At 68.5% G+C, this 20,089-nt stretch carries 17 protein-coding genes; 5 read left to right on the top strand and 12 right to left on the bottom strand.

What is annotated here, in order from left to right:
- Window positions 1–50: 50 nt before the first annotated feature.
- From VH571_RS02295 to VH571_RS02285, 3 genes are all read right to left on the bottom strand, one after another.
- Window positions 51–2,237 (bottom strand): sensor histidine kinase, encoded by a 2,187-nt coding sequence (locus VH571_RS02295; protein ID WP_423263113.1) that lies wholly within the window; start codon window positions 2,235–2,237, stop codon window positions 51–53.
- Between the two features lie 255 nt (window positions 2,238–2,492).
- Window positions 2,493–2,771 carry a DUF4190 domain-containing protein gene (locus VH571_RS02290; RefSeq protein WP_423263112.1) on the bottom strand — a complete coding sequence of 93 codons (279 nt, stop codon included), beginning with the start codon at window positions 2,769–2,771 and terminating at the stop codon, window positions 2,493–2,495.
- 138 nt (window positions 2,772–2,909) lie between these two features.
- Entirely contained in the window at window positions 2,910–4,106 is a 1,197-nt protein-coding gene (locus VH571_RS02285; protein ID WP_423263111.1) for a GAF domain-containing protein, read from the bottom strand.
- 512 nt (window positions 4,107–4,618) lie between these two features.
- Between VH571_RS02285 and VH571_RS02280 the strand changes: the two genes are divergently transcribed.
- Window positions 4,619–10,483: an Ig-like domain-containing protein gene (locus tag VH571_RS02280; protein WP_423263110.1), complete on the top strand. Its 5,865-nt coding sequence runs from the start codon at window positions 4,619–4,621 to the stop codon at window positions 10,481–10,483.
- A 132-nt stretch (window positions 10,484–10,615) separates the two neighbouring features.
- Here VH571_RS02280 and VH571_RS02275 read toward each other — a convergent pair whose 3' ends face one another.
- A complete protein-coding gene (locus tag VH571_RS02275) occupies window positions 10,616–11,533 on the bottom strand; it encodes a siderophore-interacting protein (RefSeq protein ID WP_423263109.1) in 918 nt (305 codons plus the stop codon).
- 308 nt (window positions 11,534–11,841) lie between these two features.
- Here VH571_RS02275 and VH571_RS02270 point away from each other — a divergent pair, with 308 nt between their 5' ends.
- Window positions 11,842–12,561, top strand: coding sequence for a hypothetical protein (locus VH571_RS02270; RefSeq protein ID WP_423263108.1), 720 nt, complete (start codon window positions 11,842–11,844; stop codon window positions 12,559–12,561).
- A 159-nt stretch (window positions 12,562–12,720) separates the two neighbouring features.
- Here VH571_RS02270 and VH571_RS02265 read toward each other — a convergent pair whose 3' ends face one another.
- From VH571_RS02265 to VH571_RS02255, 3 genes are all read right to left on the bottom strand, one after another.
- On the bottom strand, window positions 12,721–13,380 hold the full coding sequence (locus tag VH571_RS02265) for a response regulator (RefSeq protein ID WP_055960476.1): 660 nt from the start codon (window positions 13,378–13,380) through the stop codon (window positions 12,721–12,723).
- Window positions 13,381–14,589 (bottom strand): sensor histidine kinase, encoded by a 1,209-nt coding sequence (locus VH571_RS02260; protein ID WP_055960474.1) that lies wholly within the window; start codon window positions 14,587–14,589, stop codon window positions 13,381–13,383.
- Window positions 14,590–14,711: 122 nt separating this feature from the next.
- The gene (locus VH571_RS02255; protein ID WP_423263107.1) at window positions 14,712–15,197 is read right to left on the bottom strand and encodes an SRPBCC family protein; all 486 of its coding nucleotides are present in this window, start codon (window positions 15,195–15,197) and stop codon (window positions 14,712–14,714) included.
- A gap of 183 nt (window positions 15,198–15,380) precedes the next feature.
- Between VH571_RS02255 and VH571_RS02250 the strand changes: the two genes are divergently transcribed.
- A complete protein-coding gene (locus VH571_RS02250) occupies window positions 15,381–15,899 on the top strand; it encodes a GNAT family N-acetyltransferase (protein ID WP_423263106.1) in 519 nt (172 codons plus the stop codon).
- A 187-nt stretch (window positions 15,900–16,086) separates the two neighbouring features.
- Here the strand turns inward: VH571_RS02250 and VH571_RS02245 are convergent, their stop codons facing one another.
- A complete protein-coding gene (locus VH571_RS02245) occupies window positions 16,087–16,347 on the bottom strand; it encodes a hypothetical protein (protein WP_423263105.1) in 261 nt (86 codons plus the stop codon).
- Window positions 16,348–16,378: 31 nt separating this feature from the next.
- Here VH571_RS02245 and VH571_RS02240 point away from each other — a divergent pair, with 31 nt between their 5' ends.
- Both VH571_RS02240 and VH571_RS02235 read left to right on the top strand, forming a co-directional pair.
- The gene (locus VH571_RS02240; protein WP_423263104.1) at window positions 16,379–16,834 is read left to right on the top strand and encodes a MarR family winged helix-turn-helix transcriptional regulator; all 456 of its coding nucleotides are present in this window, start codon (window positions 16,379–16,381) and stop codon (window positions 16,832–16,834) included.
- A gap of 199 nt (window positions 16,835–17,033) precedes the next feature.
- On the top strand, window positions 17,034–17,249 hold the full coding sequence (locus tag VH571_RS02235) for a hypothetical protein (protein ID WP_423263103.1): 216 nt from the start codon (window positions 17,034–17,036) through the stop codon (window positions 17,247–17,249).
- Window positions 17,250–17,315: 66 nt separating this feature from the next.
- Here VH571_RS02235 and VH571_RS02230 read toward each other — a convergent pair whose 3' ends face one another.
- From VH571_RS02230 to VH571_RS02215, 4 genes are all read right to left on the bottom strand, one after another.
- The gene (locus VH571_RS02230; RefSeq protein ID WP_423263102.1) at window positions 17,316–18,260 is read right to left on the bottom strand and encodes a hypothetical protein; all 945 of its coding nucleotides are present in this window, start codon (window positions 18,258–18,260) and stop codon (window positions 17,316–17,318) included.
- Window positions 18,261–18,275: 15 nt separating this feature from the next.
- On the bottom strand, window positions 18,276–18,848 hold the full coding sequence (locus VH571_RS02225; RefSeq protein ID WP_423263101.1) for a GrpB family protein: 573 nt from the start codon (window positions 18,846–18,848) through the stop codon (window positions 18,276–18,278).
- Between the two features lie 55 nt (window positions 18,849–18,903).
- Entirely contained in the window at window positions 18,904–19,548 is a 645-nt protein-coding gene (locus VH571_RS02220; protein WP_423263100.1) for a hypothetical protein, read from the bottom strand.
- A gap of 62 nt (window positions 19,549–19,610) precedes the next feature.
- Window positions 19,611–19,988, bottom strand: a complete 378-nt coding sequence (locus VH571_RS02215; protein ID WP_055960450.1) for a hypothetical protein — start codon at window positions 19,986–19,988, stop codon at window positions 19,611–19,613.
- Window positions 19,989–20,089: the final 101 nt, after the last annotated feature.

The raw sequence follows: 20,089 nt of genomic DNA, 5'->3' as shown, positions 1-20,089 counted from the left end.
CAGTGCACGGTACTCAGGTCTCGCGCGGCTGGCGCGGCAGGGTCGGCTGCCTAGGCGGCGAGCCCGACACTGTCGGGATGGGGGAGGGTGAGCCACAGGTCGACCTCGTCGTCGGAGTCGAGGCCGAGGGCGGCCGCCGTCTCGTCGGGCGTGGACGCGACGATGGTGATGGCCGTGTCGGAGTCGGGGTGACCGGTTCGGATCACGATGCGACTGGACCGGAGCGGCTCCAGGTGACGAGCCACGTCGTCGAGAAGTGCGTCGAGGGTCGTCGGAGCCATCTCGTGGAGGCCCCCGTCGTCGAGGATCTGCACGAGAGTGCCTCGTCGGCGGTGCTCGAACACGACCCGTCGGATGGCATCGTTGAGAAGGGTGCGGCCGCGGATCTCGTCGCGAAGGGCCTGTTCGAGGACTCGGCATTCCGCTCGGTCAGCGCCGTCGAGCTCCCCACGGGTGTCGATGATGCGCCGGAGCATCGGAGCGGAAGTGCTGCCGGCGTGCAGGAGACGGTGGTGCCGCTCACTGTCGAATGCATCCAGCTCTGCCTGCCGAATCGTGAGGTCGCGGTGCTTCCTGGCCGCGAGGTCGGCCGCGGCGGCCACCTTGCGAATCGCACGGTGGATGAGCAGCCCGGCGATGACGATGACGATCTCGCCGGCGAGGCCGAGGCGGATGACGCCGGTGGGTCCGGCCCAGAGCGTCATCTGAGTGACCAGGGCGGTGACGGTGACGAGGGGAGGAAGTCGGCGACCGGCCATCCAGCCCATGGTCGCTCCGGCGAGGACGCCGCAGGTGTAGCGGGCGATGGATGCGGAGTCGAAGTCGCTGGCGTCGAGCCCGATCGTCGCGATGCTGCAGAGGAGGACACCGACCCCGGCTGTGCCCCACGCCGCTCGGTCGGACATCTTTCCTTGCTTCGCGCCTCGGATCAGGGTGGGCAGGATGAGGAGGCCGAGGATCGAGGAGGCGACGGAGGCGTAGGCGTGGGTGACTAGCACGGCGTCGGCGGTTGCAATCAGGACGGCGATCACGATCAGGGCGCCGAAGAGCCTGTAGAGGACTCGCCTCGGGATGGCGTGGATGAGCAACTCGCCCGGCTGTCGGGTGAGGGGTGCCTCAGCGCGGTCGGGGTGCCATTCCAGGGTCACCGTGGTGCCCATTCCCGGAGACGAGCGGATCGCGGCCGAGCCACCGACCTGACGGAGGCGTTCCAGGATCGAGACCCGGACGCCCAACCGTTCCTGTGGGATCCTTCCGCTGTCGAATCCGACGCCGTCATCGGACACGGTGATGCGGATGCCGCCGTCGTCGAGGAGCGAGCCGGCCGCCGACCTCACGGCAGAGCTGCCAGCGTGAGCGACGCTGTTGGTCAGAGCTTGCAGGGTGGCGGAGACGACTGCATCGGCGACGTCGGACGGAAGCTCTGCGACATCGAGCTGAGTCAGGTCGAAAGAGACGAGGTCATTAAAGGCGGCACGCTCGGTACCCGCCTCCGACCACGCGACTCCGAAGGGAACGCTCGCCGGCTGCCCGTGCGGGTGGCCGCTGGTGGACGAGACGAGGTCGAGGGCCGCCCGGGCCATGTTCGTTGCCCGCTCGGGTACGTGGTTTCCCGCCGCGGCCAGGAACGCTGCCAGGACGGTGTCGTGCAGGAGCGCGTCCGTGCGGACTCGTTCCGCCTCCGTCGCCACCTGATGCTGCTGGCGCTCGAAGAGGAGTTGGGCCTGGAGTTCTGCCGCATCGGCCTGATCGGCCCGTGCGCGCAGAGCCCGGACGCCGGCGATGAGACCCACCGCGAGCAGCAGGAGGCCGATGGAGGTGATCAGGGTGTGGCTGAGGGGGAACCGGTCGGCGTAGACGCAGGCCAGAGCCACGTCGATGCCGGTGCAGATGGCTCCCGCCCGCACTGGGTCTGTCACGACAAGCACCGTGCAGCTGAAGGCGATGAGCGACAGACCGAGGAGCCAGGGCGTGGAGCCTTCCGGCAGTCGGTCACGGAGCGTGAAGGGCTCGATGAGGAGCAGCCCCACGTAGGCCGCGATCGGGACCCAGTAACCCGCCCGAACGCGGCTTGATCCGTGGGCGAGCGCGAGCGGCAGAGCGGCAACCATGACCCCCGCTAACACGAGAGCGGCGAGGATGAGCGGGAACCACAGTTCTGGGCGATGGTCGTCGAAGAACCTCGGCAACGCGAGGAGGACGAGCAGCAGCGCGACGACAGCGAGGGTGGCCGCCATGCCACGCTCGACCCCGTCTCGAAGAGAAGGGGCCGTGCCCGATGGCGTGCGATGCTCCAGGTGTCGGGTGCCCAGCACCCGCCGAATCACTGCTGCTGGGAGGACCGTGAGGTCCACGGGTCTCGCGGGCACCTGCCTACGCTAGAACGGACGACGTCGGCACACGAGGCCCCAGAACGGGTCGCGATCCCCGTGAGACACGTCTGCCTCGACCCGGTGTCCGGATCGAGGCATACGACGGTCGTGACCCAGTGATCAGTACGTGGTCGTTCCGCTCTGCGCCGCCGCAGCGAAGCCGACGATGACGGCGATGATGCCGATGATGAGCGACAGGGCACCGATGATGATTCCCGCGATCGCGAGTCCGCGACCTTTTTCACCGGTCTGCTTGATTTGGTTCAGAGCGATGATGCTGACGACGACACCGGCGATGTTGATGACGAAAGCGAGAACGAAACCGACAATCGCGAGCGTGTTGGTCTTAGCGACGGGCGATCCGGCGTTGTTATAGGGCTGGGGTGTGGTGGAGGCCATGACGGTGTCCTTTATGGGTTGTGTGATCGGGTTGGTGCCTCATTACCGTAACGGTCTGGCGGTGCCGATAACGGGTGATTCTTTCGCCGATCCCGCGCGGTAATGAGCGGTGGGCGGGTGGTAAAGACGAGCCCGGCCCTACGCGGTCTCGTATCGGCGGAGTTCGGTTTCGGCTTGGAGGGCGATCATTCGCAGCGCTTCTGGTGACACCGATGCTTGGGGCCGCGGGCTCGTGTTCAAAACGCAGAAGGTTCCGATCGTCTCCCCGGCGGTGGAGTGCAGGGGGTGGCCGGCGTAGAAGTCCATGCCGGTGACGTCGATGAACGGGTTGCCTTTGAACCGGGGGTCGTTCTGCGCGTCCGGGACGATGAGGAAATCGTCGTGTTCGACGACGGTGTTGCAATAGGCGAGGTCTTTGGGGATGGACTTGGGGAGCTGTTCGGTGTTCATGGCGTACCAGAGTCGATCGCCGTCCAGGAGAGACACCACGGCGATGTCGACACCGAATGTCTCCTGCGCCAGCGCGGCCAAACGCTGCAATTCGGGCGAGCCGCCGGTTTCTGCCTGCTCGATCAGCCGCCGCGTTCCCGACCAGGAGAACTCGGTGCTGCCGGGGGAGTGCCGGGGAGCCGGGTCGGCCGCCCGCACCTGATCGAGGGCCGGGGCGAGGTGGGTGACGATGCTCTTCGCCCAGGCGTTGTACATGCACGACGACCCGAGAGGCCGGCCGGGCTCGACGGCGGGCGCGGCCAGGGGGAAGTACGTCACGGCGGAGAAGTCGTCGGTGATGTCTTCGACGATCTTGTTCATCCGGCCGGCATGGAACTCCGCGAGTGCGCCGAGGGGGTGGTCGAAGGCGGTCACGGAACGAACGGGTTGGATGCCGGCGACAACGATCCGGGCGGATCTCTTCAACCTCTGGGTGAGGTGTTCCAGCAGAGCCCGGTAATCGTGCTCCCAACTTTTCAGCGGGGTGAGGCGGACGGCGTCGTTCATGCCGATCACCAGGACGACGGCGTCGTAGGAGGCGAGGTCGTGGGTGCCGATCCAGTGCTCGGTGGACGCGAGGTTCATCGTCTCGTCACCGATGTAGTTCACCGAGCACGGGCGTGCGGTTTCGCCATGGGTTTCTCTCGCGAGATGTCCGGTGATGGAGATCTGGTGGGTCAGGACGCCCCACCCGTGAAGCGGCCCGTTTCCGAGAAGGAGGACTTGGTCGGCGTCGGGAAGAGTCGCGGGGACGGTGGGATGGTCCATGGGCTTGGGGGTCGAGCGACCCATCGCCATGCGCCCGGCGTACCAGGCCCGCATTACCGGTCTCATCAACTCGTACATAAAAGCCCCCTGTGTATCAGTGGCCCTTCGGCCACCCTGTCCGCACTCTCCCGTGCGCCCCTGTTCCATCGTGGTGATTCATGGCCCGGATCGCACCCCCCAAAACGAGCACTCCGCAGCTGCGTCTGCAGGCCGACCTGTGCCACCCGGTCCGAGCTCCGCCCCGTGGGTAGCGAGGTGGGCGCGCGCCTGCAAATTTGAAGGAGATTTCGGTAGGTGACCGCGTCGGATCCTGATGTTTTCGTTCGCGCCCGCAGGTTTTTCCTTCAAATTCGGCAGCGACGCAGCCCGAACCAGACTCAAATTCGGCGGCGACGCAGCCCGAACCAAGCGGTTTGAAATGAAGGATGCAACACGCTACCCCCGCGCGAGGGGCACCCGATCTGGGAGTTGGCGCGGGGTGACGGGCATCAGAGGATTCTCACAGAACCGGTGCGCCCCCTGATCAGAGGGGGCGTCGGCGAAGCGGAAACCCAGGCCGCGCACCAAGCCCCCTCCCCAAGGAAACCCGTATGTCGACTCACGCTGCCCGCCGCCCCCTCTCCCGTCGGATCCTGAAGCCCGTGGCCATCGCCGCCGTCGTGCTGCTCGGCGGACTCGGCATGACCGAGGGCGGCCGGCTCAGCCCGGCCCAGGCCGCCTCAACGCTGTCGTGCGACCAGAACACGATCTACTCGATCGACACCAACGGCAACATGCAGTCGATCGATGTCGGCTCGACGACGGCGACGAACGTCACGACTCTCACGGGTGCCAACAACGCTCTTGCGATCACTGCGAACGGCACGGCCGCGTACGGCACCACGAACAGCTCCCCGGCACCGACGACCGGGTCGGTCTCGCGCTACGACGCGGTCTCGGGGAACATCACCAGCTACCCCGCGACGGTGCCGCAGCGAGCCCTCCGCGGTGCGGTCAACCCTCAGACGCAGATTTACTACTACGCGCAGGGCGCCGTGAGTAACCCCGCCGTCTACGCCTTCGACACGGCGAACAACACCGCAATCGGCATGGTGGGCCACCTCACCGATGTCGTGGTCAACGACGCGGCCACGCAGGGCAACGGTGACTTCGCCTTCTCGACCAGCGGCACGCTGTTCGTCGCCTCGGGCGCCCAGGTGCTCCGGTCCAACACGGTTCTGCCGACCACCGCCGGCGACGTCGCTATTCACACCTCGCAGGTCACAGCTCTTCCCGACCGCACGAACACCCCCGGCATCGCTTTCTCGACCAACGGCTACCTCTACGTCTCGAGTGCGAAGAACCTCATCAAGATCGACCCGAGCTCGGGCCAGCAGGTCTCGTCGACCGCCATCGCGAACGGCAACCAGCCCACCGACCTCGCCTCGTGCAACTACGCTGACACGATCCAGGCGCAGGCCTCGGTCGACCAGCGCTGGCAGTCGGGCGACCAGTTCGCCCTCAAGATCGACGGCGACAACATCCAGTACGGCAATACGGCGACCACCGCGGGAACGGGCCCCGGTCTGCAGCCCGAGACCGCCGGATCCTCGCTCATCGTCGCGGGCAACTCGTACACGGCCACCGAGACCGCATCCGGCAGCACCGCCGTCGATCCGAACACCGGCGACTTCGTCGATTACGACACCACCTACCGCTGCGTCGACGTCGCGACGGGAGACACGCTTCCGAACGGCCAAGGATCCGGCCGCACCGCCTCCATCACCCTCGCCAAGGCGGCCAAAGACGTCGATGTCTCGTGCGTCTTCACCAACACCCTGAAGTCGGTTCACGCCAGCGCGCAGCCCGACTCGTACAAGACGGCGACCGGCACCCCCGTCACCGTCGACGGCACCTCGAGCGACCCGGTGATCCTCGCGAACGACAAGGGCACCGGTATCAGCATCGTCTCGTCGACCGACCCGTCGCACGGCACCGTCTCGCTCGACAAGGCGACCGGGCACTTCACCTACACGCCGGCCGACGGCTTCACCGGCAAAGACACGTTCACCTACACGGTCCGCGACACCTCCGGGCAGACCTCGGCGGCCACCGTCGCGATCGTCGTCGGCCCCTCGGTCACCGACGACACGGCCGCCACGACCACGAACACGGCGCTCGTCGCCGATGCGCAGCACGGCGTCCTGGCTAATGACGGTGGAGACGCCCTTACGGCCGCTCTCGCCTCGGGCCCCCAGCACGGTCAGCTCACGTTGAACACCGACGGCTCGTACACCTACACGCCCGACCCCGGCTACTCCGGCCCCGACTCGTTCACCTACACGGCCACCGACTCGGCCGGTCAGAAGGGCACCGGAACCGTCACGCTGACGGTCGCTCCGACGGCCGGCGCCGACGACCTCGGCAGCGTCACCTACGGCCAGACGACGACCTTCCCCGTGTCGGTCCTCCTCGGCAACGACCGCGGCACGGGCCTCACCGTGACGAGCATCTCCGCTGCGACCTCGGGCACCGTCACGCTGTCGAGCGACGGCACGCAGTTCATCTACGTGCCGGCGCGCGGCACCTCCGGCCCGGCCTCCTTCACCTACTCGGTGACCGACTCGAGCCAGCAGACCGCCCAGGCGACCGCGTCGCTCATCGTCGCTCCGATCGCGAACCCCGACACGCTGCCGTCGGTCACTGCGGGCAGCGCGGCGTCGTTCACCACCGAATCCTCCGTGCTCCTCGGAAACGACCGAGGATCCGGCCTGACCATCACCGCGGTCCGCGCGGCTGTGCACGGCTCGGTCTCGCTCTCCTCCGACGGCGCCACCGTGACCTTCACCCCCGACTCGGGCTACTCGGGCGGCGCGTCGTTCGACTACGTGCTCTCCGACTCCTCCGGTGACACGGCATCCACCACGGCCCGGTTCACCATCACGCCGGCGGTGTCGGCGACGTCGACCACCGCGATCTCGGGCACTCCCGACTCGGTCGACAAGGAGCACGGCGTGCTCTCCGACTCCGAGGGCACCGACCTCACGGCGAGTGTCGCCGACGGTGACGGCCCCTCGCACGGCGACCTGTCGATGAACCCCGACGGTTCGTATGTCTACACGCCGTCTGCGAGCTTCTCGGGCGAGGACTCGTTCACCTACACGGCTACCGACGGCACCACGTCGATGACGGGAACCGTCACGATCACCGTCGTACCAGCCGCCATCGACGACGCGCTTTCGCCCTCGACCTTCTCGCCGTCCGCCGGACGTCTCTCGATCCTCCCCGGCGCGACGCTCCTCGCCAACGATCACGGCGTTCCCGGCGAGCTCGCCATCGCCTCGGTGTCGACGCCCGAGCACGGCATCGCCCGCCTCAACTCCGACGGCACCGTCAGCTACCGACCGTCGGCCGGCTGGTCGGGGCCCGACTCCTTCACCTACACGGTGATCGACAAGGCAGGCAACGTCTCGGCGCCGGCCACCGTCACCTTCACCGTCACGCCCGTCGCCGTCGACGACGCCCTGCCCGAGAAGGCCGTCAGCGGCTCGAGCACGGTCATCCCCGCGAGCGACTTCCTCGGCAACGACCGGGGCACCGGCCTCGTGCTCACCGGCGCGTCCGACCCGTCCGCGGGCACCGTGACCTTCGACAAGCAAGCGGGCACGGCCACCTACACGCCGATGCCGAACTTCTCCGGTTCGTTCACCTTCGACTACACGATCGTCGACGCGACGGGACAGACGAGCGGGGCCAAGGCCACCATCGTCGTCGCCCCCGCGGCGGGCGACCTTGTGACCACGGTCGCGGCCGGCACGGTCGACCAGGTCGGCGCCGCCGACGGGCTCCTGTCACAGACCTCCGGAAGCAGCGTCACCTTCGTCGGCACGACGGATCCCCAGCACGGCACCCTGGCCGTCGACCCGTCTCGCGACGGCTCGTACACCTACACGCCCGGCTCGACTTTCTCCGGCACCGACTCGTTCACCTACACGGTGAAAGACGGCTCGGGCACGAAGTCGACCGGCACCGTCACCGTCACCGTCACACCGGTGGCGAAAGACGACGCCGTGAGCGCGCTCGCCGGCACCCCGCGGGCCATCGCCACGGCCGACCTGCTCGCCAACGACCGGGGAACCGGACTCGGCAGCTTCACGTTCACCCCGCCCGTGGCGGCCACGAGCACGGCATCGCCCGGCACCCTCACCTCGGACGGCAACGGCACCCTCACCTACACCCCCGCCGACGGCTTCTCGGGTAAAGCGACGTTCACCTACACGGTCGAAGACACCGAACACCAGGCCTCCACGGCGACGGTCACGATCACTGTGGCCCCGGTCGCGAAGAACGACGCCTACACCGCGACTGCGGCGACCCCGCTCACCGTCGCGAAGGGCGACGGCCTGACCGTGAACGACTCTGGCACCGGCCTCACCACGACGCTCGCCGCCACCCCCGCGCACGGCACCGTCACGGTGAACGGCGACGGCTCGTTCACGTACACCCCGGCACCCGGTTACTCCGGCCCCGACTCGTTCACCTACACGCTCACCGACGCCGCGAAGACACCCACCACGGCGACCGTCGCGATCACGGTGAACCCCCTGGCGGCGAATGACAGCTACCGGACGACGGCGGGCACGCGCATCTCCTCCGACGCTCCCGGGATCCTCGGCAATGACCGCGGCCAGTCGATCGTGGTCACCGGCGTCGGCACGAAGGGCCTCCCCGGGTCGGTCATCACCACGCCGCACGGAACCGTCACGGTCTCGGCGGACGGCACCTTCGACTACACGCCGGCGACCGGCTTCTCGGGCACTGACTCGTTCCCCTACGCAATCGCCGACAAGGACGGCGACAGCGCGACCGCCACGATCACGGTGACAGTCACCCCGGTGGCCGTCGACGACCGGTTCTCGACCGACGCCGACACCGCATTGCCGATCTCCGTCATCGCCCTCACCGGCAACGACCGCGGCACCGGGCTCGGCGTCACCGCGGGGACGACGACGGCCAAGGGCGGCTCCCTCGTGAAGCAGTCCGATGGATCCTTCGTCTTCCAGCCGAAGGCGGGCTTCTCGGGCACCGACTCGTTCGTCTACACGCTGACCGACGGTTCCGGTCAGACGACCACGGCCCTCGTGCGGATCGTGGTCGGCGACCGCGCCGCGAACTACGAATCGACGACGAACGCCGGCACGGGCTACTCGACCGACGCGGCCAAGGGGCTCTTGCTCGACACCGTCGGGTCGAACCTCACCGCCACCCTCGACGCGCCCCCGACGCACGGAAAAGTCACCGTCGCTCGCGACGGCTCGTACACGTACAAGCCGGCCCCGGGCTACTCGGGCCTCGACTCGTTCACGTACACGATCACCGACGACTCCGGGCAGATCCGAACCGGTACGGTGACGATCCGCGTGCTTCCCGTGGTCGCCAACGACGTGATGAAGACGTCGGCCGGCACGAAGATCGTGATCGGCGGCAAGCGCGGACTCCTCGGCAACGACTGGGGCTCGAAGCTCTCGGTGACGAGCACGACGCGGCCCGACCACGGCGGCGTCACGACAGTGAGCCCGACCGGTCTCATGACCTACACGCCGGCTGCCGGATTCTCGGGCGTCGAGACCTTCACCTACACGGTGATCGACGCCGATGGCTTCGCCTGTCAGGATCCCGCAGTCGTCATCATCACGGTGACCCCGCGCGCGACCCCCGACTCCGGGGCCACCACGGCCGGGCGCACGCTCACCGTCGCCGCCGGCAAGGGGCTCCTCTCCGACGACAGCGGCTCCGGGCTCACCGCGGCCCTCAAGTCGGCGCCGCGTCACGGCACCGTGACCGTGAACCGCGACGGCTCGTACTCGTACGTGCCGAAGGCCGGATTCACCGGAACGGACTCGTTCACGTACACGGCAACCGACCGGAACGGCTTCACGACGACGGCCAAGGCGACCATCACGGTCAGCCCGGGTGCGCACGCGGTGAACGACGCCGTCGAGGGCAAGCCGAATGTGAAGGCCACCATCGACCTGCTCGCCAACGACGAGGCGACCTCGGGTGCGACGTTCGACCCGTCGACGATCGGCCTGATCGACCCTGCAACCGGTAAGGCGACCGACACCGTGGCCCTCGACGGCAAGGGAACGTTCCGGGTCAGCGGCAGCGTCGTGAGCTTCACGCCGGAACACAACTTCCACGGTGTGGCAGCGGTGCACTACCGAGTGACCGACACCGACGCGGTCACGGTCGCGGCGATCATCCGGGTGACCTACCCGACCGTGGTCGCGGCAGCCATCCGCGCGGCAGCGACCCCTGTCGCCGCCAGCGTGGTCAGCGCCCTCGCCTTCACCGGAAGCGCCGGAACGGGCGTCGCGATCGGCATCGGCCTGCTGTCGCTGATCGCCGGGCTCGGGCTGCTCGTGGGGAGGCAGCTGAAGCGCCCCGCTCCCGGGCCGCGCCGGACCGGCCTGTAGCGGGTCGGGGCTGCGTCGGCGGGGCTGCTGCAAATTTGAAGGAGATTGTGGTGGGTGACCCCGCCGGATCCTGATGTTCGTGCTCGCGTGCCGAGGTTTCTCCTTCGAATTTGCAAGCGCCCCGGCGGCGACCTACTCCAGGGCGCCGATGGGCTCGCGCTTCTCCGCCTGGAATCGATCTTCGGCGCGGCCCAGGGCCCAGTAGGCCGAGAGCGAGAAGTCGCTCCGGTCGAGCGCCCAGTCGTCGACGAGGATCCGACGGATCGCCTTCATCGCCGACCTCTCGCCGTGCGCAAACACTCGCACTCGGCCCGCGGTCGCCGCGAATTGCGTGGTCGCCGCGAGCTCCGCGGTCGCCGCGAGCTCCGTGGTCGCCGCGAGCTCCGCGGTCGCCGCGACGAGCGGCTCGCCCGGGGTCGCGTCGCCATCGCGGTGCAGCCACCGGACCTCCACCCCCGCCGGCGCGGTCAGCGGCAGCTCGTCGGCTGCTGTGTCGACTTCGATGAGGGCGGTTCCGCGGGCGTCGGGCACGGTCGCGGCGAGAGCCTCGAGGGCGGCCGCGACGGCGGGAAGAGCGGAATCGTCGGCGAGGAAGAGGTGCGTGGTCGCCGGATCCTCGTCGGGAAAATACAGTCCGCCGGGGCCCGAGAGAGCCACGCGATCACCCGGTTGCGCCGCTGCCGCCCAGGGCCCGGCGACTCCCTCGTCGCCGTGCACCACGAAGTCGACGGCGATGGTACGCGCCGACTCGTCGACCGATCGGACGGTGTAGGTGCGGCGCACGGGAAGATCGGCCGGATCGAGCCGCTCCCGCAGGGCCTCGAGATCGTAGGGAGGTTCGAGGCCCGAGCCGGGCTGCGCGAACAGGAACTTGACGTACTTGTCGGTCGCGCGGATCTTGTCGGGGGAGGCGCCGGCGATGAACGCCTCGAAGGCGTCGCCGCCGAGGTGGATGCGCATCAGGTGCGGGCTCAGGCGCTCGGATCGCTCGACCACGAAGACGTGCTGCGTGCCGCGAGGGCGAGGGGTGGTGGGGGTGGGCGTGCTCATGAGTCCACTCTGCCGTGCGGTGCTTTGGGCGCGCTCGGTGTTGCGCGGGGTGGGCGGGTGTTTTCGGCGCTGCGCCGAGTGGGCGGGTGCTTTCAGTTGCTGTGCGGAGTGGGCGGGTGCTTTCAGGCGGTGCGCCGAGTGGGCGGGTGTTTTTGGGTGTCGGCGGGTGCTGGAGCACCCGCCCACACCTGAGAACACCCGCCGACTCCGGGCGACGCGCCCGGGGCAACGCGCCTCGGGTCGACCACGGGAGTCTGAGCTACGCCCACCGGAGCAGGAAGTCAGACGGTCCCGGCATAATCGACCCGGTGATCGACGACACGAACGACCTCCCGTTCCACCCGTACCTGCTCGGGGCCGAGCCCGAGCGCGGCGCTGAGCCCACGGCCGGGCAGAGCGGCGATGAGCCGCCTGTCGGGGTTGCTCCGATCGCGGTCGCGCCGGATCCTGGGCCGTCGTTCGCCCGCACCGTCGACGAGAGCGTGCCGGTGTTCTACGTCGCCTGGGAGCTCGACCGGGTCGTGCTCGGCTGGCTGTGGTGGGACGACGCGTCAGGCGCCTCGTGGCATGTGCCGAACGTGTTCGAAGAGGGCGCGCGCGAGGCCGACGGCCGCACACTGATCGCCACGCACCCGTGGGTGCACGACCTGGCAGCCGCCTTCGCCGAGGGGCTCACGCCGAGCGCGGCGATCCAGCGGCTGCTCGCCGATGTTCCGAACGACGAGGGCAACCTCATTCCGGTGCAGGCACCGATGCGGGCACGGTCGTTGCGCCACCTGGAGCAGATCGCCGGGCTCGACGACTATCGGGCCGCCGAGGCTCGGTGGAGAGAGGCACAGGGTGCGGCGGCGGCGTCGGTGCCGGCGGCGGTTGCCGCGGATCCTGCGGTTGCCCCTGCTGCTGCTGCGCCAGTTTCTTCCCCTGCACCGGCCGCGGACCCGGAGCCTGCCGCTGCTCCCACCCCCGCCGCGCATGCCGCCCCCACCCGCAACCGCCGCCGCTTCCCCTTCTTCTGGCGACGCGGCTAGCCCGCCCGTCGCGCCGAGATCGCACTTGGGGTCGGGGTGCGGCGACCACTAGCGCGATCTCGGCGGCCCGAACCCACCCCGACCCGGCCCGAACCCACCCCGACCCGGCCCGAACCCACCCCGACCCGGCCCGACCCGGCCCGGCCCGGCCCGGCCGGCCTACAGCAGCTGGTTGTCGTGCGCGTAGACCACGAGCTGCACCCGGTCGCGCAGGCTGAGTTTGCCGAGCACGCTCGAGATGTGGCTCTTCACTGTCGATTCGCTGACGTATTCGTGGGCCGCGATCTCGGAGTTCGACAGCCCCCGGGCCGCAAGCGTGAAGATGGCGCGCTCGCGGGTGGTCAGCGACTGGAACTCGAGCGGCGCCGGCACGGCCGCAGGAGTGGGCGCCGCACTCACGTCGGCGCTGAACAGCTGGCCGAGTTCGTCGGGTGCGAGCACGGCACTGCCGGCGTGCACCGCGCGGATGGCGGCGGTCAGGAAAGCAGGCGTGCTGTCTTTGAGGAGGAATCCGCTGGCGCCATTGCGGATGGCGGTCGCGGCGGCGGCGTCGAGCGCGAAGGTGGTCAGCACGATCACGCGCGGCGGGGTGGCTGGCCCGTTCGGCCCGAAGAGCGCCTGGACCGTCTCGACGCCATCCATCACGGGCATCCGCATGTCGAGCAGCACGATGTCGGGTTGCGTCTCGCCGATCACCTGCAGACCCTCGCGGCCGTTCGACGCCTCGCCCACGACCTCCATGTCGGTCTGCGCGTCGAGGGCGACGCGGACGCCCCCGCGAAAGAGTTGCTGGTCGTCGACCAGGACGATTCGGATCACTCAGGCCTCCTTGGCCATCGATGGTGAGACGGGCTGCGTGGCCGGGATCCGGGCGCGCGCCATGAAAGTGCCGTCGATCTCTTCCGCCTCGAGCGTGCCGCCGATGGCCGCGAGGCGGGCCGTCATTCCTGCGACACCCGTCCCGGCCCGTCGCAGCTCGCCCGTCGGGGTCGGTCGATCGGCCTCGGCGAGCACAGCGTTGTGCACCTCGAGGACGACGTCGTCACGCCGCCACAGCTCGGTGAACGCGATCGGCATGCCGGGTGCGCCGTGGCGGAGGGCGTTGGTCAGAAGCTCCTGGGCGACGCGGCGCAACACCAGGGCCTGTCCGGGCTCGAGCGCGCGGGCGGTGCCGCGGGTCACGTGGTCGACGACGACCCCGGCGGCGGTGACCTGCTCGATGATGGCGGTGAGATCGTGCGGCTCGTCGGCGGCAGAACCCGAGGATCCGGCGCTGGTGCCGCTCAACACCTCCCGCACTTCGCCGAGGGAACGCCGAGCGGTGTCGGCGATCGTCGAGGTCACCTGGCGAATGCGGTCGGTGTCGTCGAGAAATTGCACCGAGTCGGCCTGCGCGATGATCACGGCCAGCGAGTGTCCGACGATGTCATGCACATCGCGCGCCATCGCAGCCCGCAGCCGCTCGCCTTCGGCGAGGTCGAGGGCCTGCACGGTCTCGGTCTGCGCCTGGACGCGGAGGATCGACTCGTCTTGCCGAGAGCGGAAGGCGCGAACGGTCAGGCCGGCGAGCCACGCGAATCCGAGTACGCCGATCGGGGCCAGGAGGGTCGCCGCGGCCTGACCGGGGGAGCCGTAGAGGAGGAGGGCGAAGCGCGTGCCGGTGTTCGCGAGATAGACGGATGCGATCCCGCCTCCGATCACACTCGAGACGAGACCCGCGATCAGCTCGTTGCGGGTGCCGACGCTGGCCGACGCGTAGATGACGAGCACGAGCGCGAGGGTCGTCACGGTCGGGCGTTCGTTGCCGAAGACCTGGACGGCGGCCATCAGCCAGACGAGGACGAGGGCGACGCGAGGAGAGACCCGGCGCAGGGCGACCGCGACGGCGGCGAGGAGCACCGAGGCGACACTCGGGCTGTTCAGCAGCAGGCCGAACGGCACCAGGCTCAAAGCGATGATGACGACCGCGGCCATCGCGTCGACCCGGAACTCGAGCGTGGTGAACCGCTCGCTGAGTCGTCTCGGCATGCATCGCCCCCGGGTGATCGTGGTCAGTCGTCGCTCGAGTCCATCCTGGCTGATGAACGCCGCTGCGGCTTAGTCCGCTAGGGGGATCTGCACTCGACCCTGCGCTCGACCCTGCGCTCGGCTTACTCGGCGAGGATCCCGTCGATCTGCCCCAGCGCGAGCGTCATGCCCTCCTCCATGCCCATTTCGAGCAGCTGATCGAGCTGCTCCCGGCTGGCGAACTCGGTGACGAGCGTCATGCGGGTGCCGCTCGCCGCGGGGTCGAGCGTCATCCGCATGTGCGACACCGGCATCGATTCGTCGGGGTTGCCGTCGGCATCGGCGAAGCTGTCGTCGAGTTCGACCCGGTGCGGGGCATCGACCGCGGTGATGAGCCAGAGGCCAGCGGCACGATCGCCGTCGGGGCCGGTCATGTAGTAGCTCGTGCGGCTACCGGTCGTCAGCTCGTGCTCGACGAAAGTGGCCGGCCAGGTGGGCGGACCCCACCAGCGTTCGAGCTGACGAGGATCCGCCCAGACCTCCCACACGCGCTCGGGTGCCGCGCCGAACTCCGTGATGACGGTCATCGTCAGAGTGTCGGTGTCGTGTGTGGATTGGATGACGGGCATGGCTCCCTCTCCTGCTTCGTCGTCGAAGCGCTGTTCCGGTGCAGTGATTCTGCTCCCTGTCGCGTGCTGCACGCCAGGGCCGAGTGCCCTCGCCGAGATCGCACTTGTGGTCGCCTGCATCCGACGTCAACTGCGATCTCGGCGACCTCGTGCGCGGAGAACACCCCGCGATACCGTGGAGGTATGCTGCCCGCACCGACTCCGCGACTTCGGTTCCGACCAATGAGTGGGGCCGATCTCGAGGCGATGGCGGGGCTGCTCGGCGATCCGAGCGTGATGGAGTTTTACCCGGCGCCGAAGACCCGCGACGAGGCTGCGGCCTGGATTGCGTGGAACGAGCGGAACTACGCGGACTACGGGTTCGGGCTGTGGATCCTCGAGACCGTCGACAGCCTGTTCGTCGGCGACTGCGGACTCACCTGGCAGGAGGTCAACGGGGTGCCGATGCTCGAAGTCGGCTATCACGTCAGGTCGGAGTTGCAGGGTCGCGGGTATGCCACCGAGGCGGCCGCGGCCTGCCGGGATGCCGCTCGCGCTGAGGCGCTCGCCGGGAAGTTGGCGTCTGACGTGCTGGTCGCGATCATCCACCCTCTGAACGTCGCATCCCGCCGCGTGGCCGAGAAGATCGGCATGGTGCAGTGGCCCGACGACACCGGGGGAGCGCTGCCCGTTCGCACCGTGATGGGGATGACGCTCGTCTGACGCGTGGGCCCGTGCGTGCACGGGGCGGCGAGCTTCCGCCGAGATCGCACTTCCGGTCGCCTCGACCCGACGTCGACTGCGATCTCGGCGAGCGATGGCCACGAGATGGCCGAATCTGCGGCGACTAGCGCGCATGGGCGTAGGTCAGGCCATCTCGCGACAGCTCGCTAGCTCGGGCTGGCGCGGGCTAGCGCGGGCAGTTCAGGAACGTGCGGTTCGTCACCGGATCGCGGTCGATCGCGTGCGTCGAGAGTGACGTGTGGCAGACCGGGCACTGGGGGTCGGCCGGAGGCTCGTAGGGCTCCTCGGGATGGCCGGCGCCCAGCGAGGCCGGGCCGGCGATCGGGTACATGAAGCGGTTGAGGCGCCCGATGAAGCCGGGTGCCTTGTCGAATGGCGTTGCGGCTTTCGGTCGCGCTGGTTTGCGGTTGCGTACTGGTTTGCCCACAAACAGTTAGTGTACGCGTTAAAGTGGGGCCATGGAAGATCCCCTCGCCCTCGACCGGCAGGTCTGCTTCGCACTCGCTGCCACGAGTCGTAGCGTCATTGCGCTCTACCGGCCGGTGCTCGAACCTCTCGGCCTGACCCACCCCCAGTACCTCGTGATGCTGGCGCTCTGGCAGACGAGTCCGCTCCGCGTGCGGGATCTCGGCGAACAACTGTCGCTCGATCCGGCGACGCTGTCGCCGCTCCTCAAGCGGCTCGAGGCTCAGGGGTATCTGACCCGAACGCGCAACTCTGCCGACGAGCGGTCGCTTGACATCGCGCTGACCGAGGCCGGGGTGGCCCTGCGGGAGCGGGCGCTCGCGGTGCCGGGCCGGATCCTCGAGCTTTTGGGGGTCGACCCCGCCACGCTCGAACGAGTGCGCGATGAGCTCACGGTGCTGCTGGAGGCCAGCCGCGCAGCCGTCTCTCCGCCGCGATCGGCCGGGTGACTGTCCACGATCGGCTAGTGCCAGGCGCCTGCGATCAGCAGATCGTGGACACTCACCCGGCGGCGCGGGTGGTGGCGACGGTCACCGCTGCGTGAAGGTGACGTTGGCGACGCCGCGCAGCTCGCGGCGAAGGTGCTCACTGAGCCGCCTGGGTTGAGGACGACCAGCGATGAGCTCTTTGATCGCCTAAGGTCACACCATGCTTCGAGACATTCTCATTGTTGCGGTCGTCATCCCGATCTTTGCCGTCGGGGTCGGACTGCTCGTGATCGGTGCCATTCGAGGCAATCGACGCGAGGTCGTCGGGCGGGCCGACTCATGGCGAACTGCGCCCGTCAGGCCCTGGTTCGTCTGGGGCTTCGTTCTCGTCGCGTTCGCCTTCGCTGCCCTGATGGTCGTTTTCGTGAAGCTGTAGCGGGGATGCCCCAGAACGTTCTTGCTAGTGAGGCAGGGTGAGACGGCGAGGATCCGACAGCGGAAGTCACGCAAACGGATGGCGCAGCTGCGGAGCCGGCTCGCGGAACTCGTTGACGACGTCGCCATCCCTCGACACGTCGTCGTCCGGCTGCACCTCGTAGGTCTCGAGAAGCGGCGAGTCGAGAACGGCAGCGATCGCCGCCCGTGTTCCGCCGACGAGGGTGAAGTCGAAGTCGATCTCGGAGGCGATGCACCAGGCGGAGTCTGCTGGCCATACGAGCTGCGGCATCACGCCCTCGGACTCGTCGTCCCAACCGATCCCGGCCGTCAAGGGCCAGTCGGGGTTGCTGAGTTCGGCGGCGTCGGTCGCGAACATCAAGTACCGGCGATCCGGCAGCTCGAGCAGAAGCGGTGGCACGACCGGGCGACGACGGAACAGTCGCGGCGGCCGGTATCGGGTTCTCGCCAGGGCCTCACGAACCTCCGGAGCGACGCTTGCCCGGAAGGCCTCGTCGTAGGCAGCCTGCGCAGACCCGTCGTCTCCCGAGGCGGTGTAGACGACGCCGGTGCCCTGCAGCTCTCCCCATCCCTCCCAGACGCCTACCGTGAGATCGCCAGGAGTCGTCGTCTCGGGTGTAAGTCGAGTCACGATATCGGCGAGGTACTCGGGTTCGAGAAAGCCGGACCGGGTCTGCCCGCAATACCAGCCGTCGTCGAAATGCATGCGCGATTCATCGTCGTTCAGCCGCGTGGATTGCACGAGGGGGTGCATGCTCCGCCCATTGCGCCGGGCGAGCTCGGCCCAGGGCCAGACCGTCTCTTCGACAATGGTCGGCATGCCATACGGCAGCTGGCGCGGCACGTCGAGGTCAACACGGCTGGCAGGAACCGGGTGAAGGATCCGGGCGTACGCCTCAAAGCCCGACCCCACGGTGCCCGCCACCGACCACCCGGGCCCGAAGCGCTCCCGCGTCCAGTCGCCGCGGGTCAGGTCGTCGGTGAGTTTCATAGAGGAAGTAAACCGTCAATTGCCAGCATCGCGCGCAGCCCGAGCCCGACCCTTGATCGCCGCGATCACGTCGCCCTTAGCGTCGGCGTAGTCGTTCGTGTCAGACCAGCTTCGGCCCATCAGATCGTGCTTGACGCGTCCGTACAGCTCGCGGTCGGCGGTGTCGCGACGCAGGTGGTCGCGCAGCAGCAGGTAATCGTCGATCGCGGCGTTTCCGCGCTCGAGGATGTGCACGTGCACGTCTCGCTCGGGAGTCCGCACCAGCCGATGACCCGGCTCGCGAGTCCGCAGCTCGTAACCGGCGGCGAGGAGCACGTCGAGGTAGTCCTCCTCGGCGGTGATGTCGGCGACCGCGACGACGATGTCGACGATCGGCTTTGCGGCGAGGCCCGGCACGGAGGTCGACCCGATGTGTTCGACGTCGACGTCGGTACCGGTAAGGGCGACGAGGATCCGACTCCGATGCTCGCTGTACGCGTCGGCCCAGTGGTCGTCGTAGCTCTGGAGCTCGACCGTGAGCGGCTCTGGGCCGCCGACCAACTCGACGTCCGTGACATCCGACCGCATCGCTCTGCCGGGGTTCGTCATGCGGTGCCGCCTTTCGCTCGTGGGGTGGGGGACGCCCCGAGGCGTGGTCTCGTTGTCATTTGTCGGCACGGTCGAGCTCGCGTCTCAGCGACCGCAGAACGCGCATAAGGATGTCGAGCTTGGTGACGCTCGCCGGGTACGAGCGGCCGATCGTCGATCGACATCGAAGGACGATGCTGTCGTTGCCCGCGAGATCGAGCGCAAGAGCATACGCCTGGTTCGCTCCCGCCCGTGAAACCCACTGCTCGGCGAGGGTGATCGTCTCAAGAGTCGACCACGGCACGCTCCTCACCGGAGTCTTCGAGCTCGGCGTCCAGGCATGCAGGCCGTCCCGGTCGACCGTCCACATCACGACGTGGTCGTCGCCCGAGTCTGAGTCGGTAACCGGCAGGTAGAAGGCGGGGGTGGACGACGCCCGGATCAGAGCGAGGGCACGTCGATCGGACTTGCTGCGGTCCCTTGAGGAGATGGCGAAATACAGACCGACGCCCAGGAGGAGAACTGGGAGGAGGACCGATGAGCCTCTGCCCCTGCCATGGCCAGCGAAGTCCGCGACGACAAAGGACAGATGGGTGAACTCGGCGAACAGGATCGCTGCGCTGGCGAGGATGAGGATCGACAGGCCGAGCACGGAACGCCACGCGCGGGGAGTTGTTCCGTCGCGTAGGTGTCTGACCCAGCGATCCCCCGCGTATTCCATGCGTTTAGTGTGCCCTGCCTGGAAGGAAGGGGCTCACCGAGGGGAGGGGCTCACCGACCGCGTCAAGCGACGCGACGGTCTTGCGCCTCACGCCAGATCGCTTCGGCCTGCGGGCGGTCGAGGCGCATTCCGCGGCTCATCAGGTCGTGCACGACGTCACCCTTCGTGGCCCCGCACCAGGCCGGCTCGCGGCAGGTGCATCGCTCGTCGTCGCCGGCGACGAACTCGTCGCGGGGCTGCGGCTCGAGCCCTTCATGCGCAGTCGTGTCTCGCGACGAAGTGGCGGTCGGGGGAGTGGCAACGGCCTCGGTGACCGCGGCTCGAGCAACGCGACGGACAAACGCGATGTTCTCTCTGAGCTGCTTGCCGAGCGGCGTCTTCGAGGCCACGCGCACGGTCCGGGCGGAGATCCGCGCAGCCGCGTCGAGTCGTTCTCCCACAGACGTTCCTCTCGAGCAGGTCTGTCAAGACTACGACGCGCACCCTTGTTTCGGGCGGCAGGATCCTTCGGCTCGTTTTTCATGGGTCGGCCCCGGCTCGG

This window comes from Frondihabitans sp. 4ASC-45, from assembly GCF_049472575.1.
Classification (GTDB): domain Bacteria; phylum Actinomycetota; class Actinomycetes; order Actinomycetales; family Microbacteriaceae; genus Frondihabitans.
This window is presented reverse-complemented; position numbering and strand designations above follow the sequence as displayed.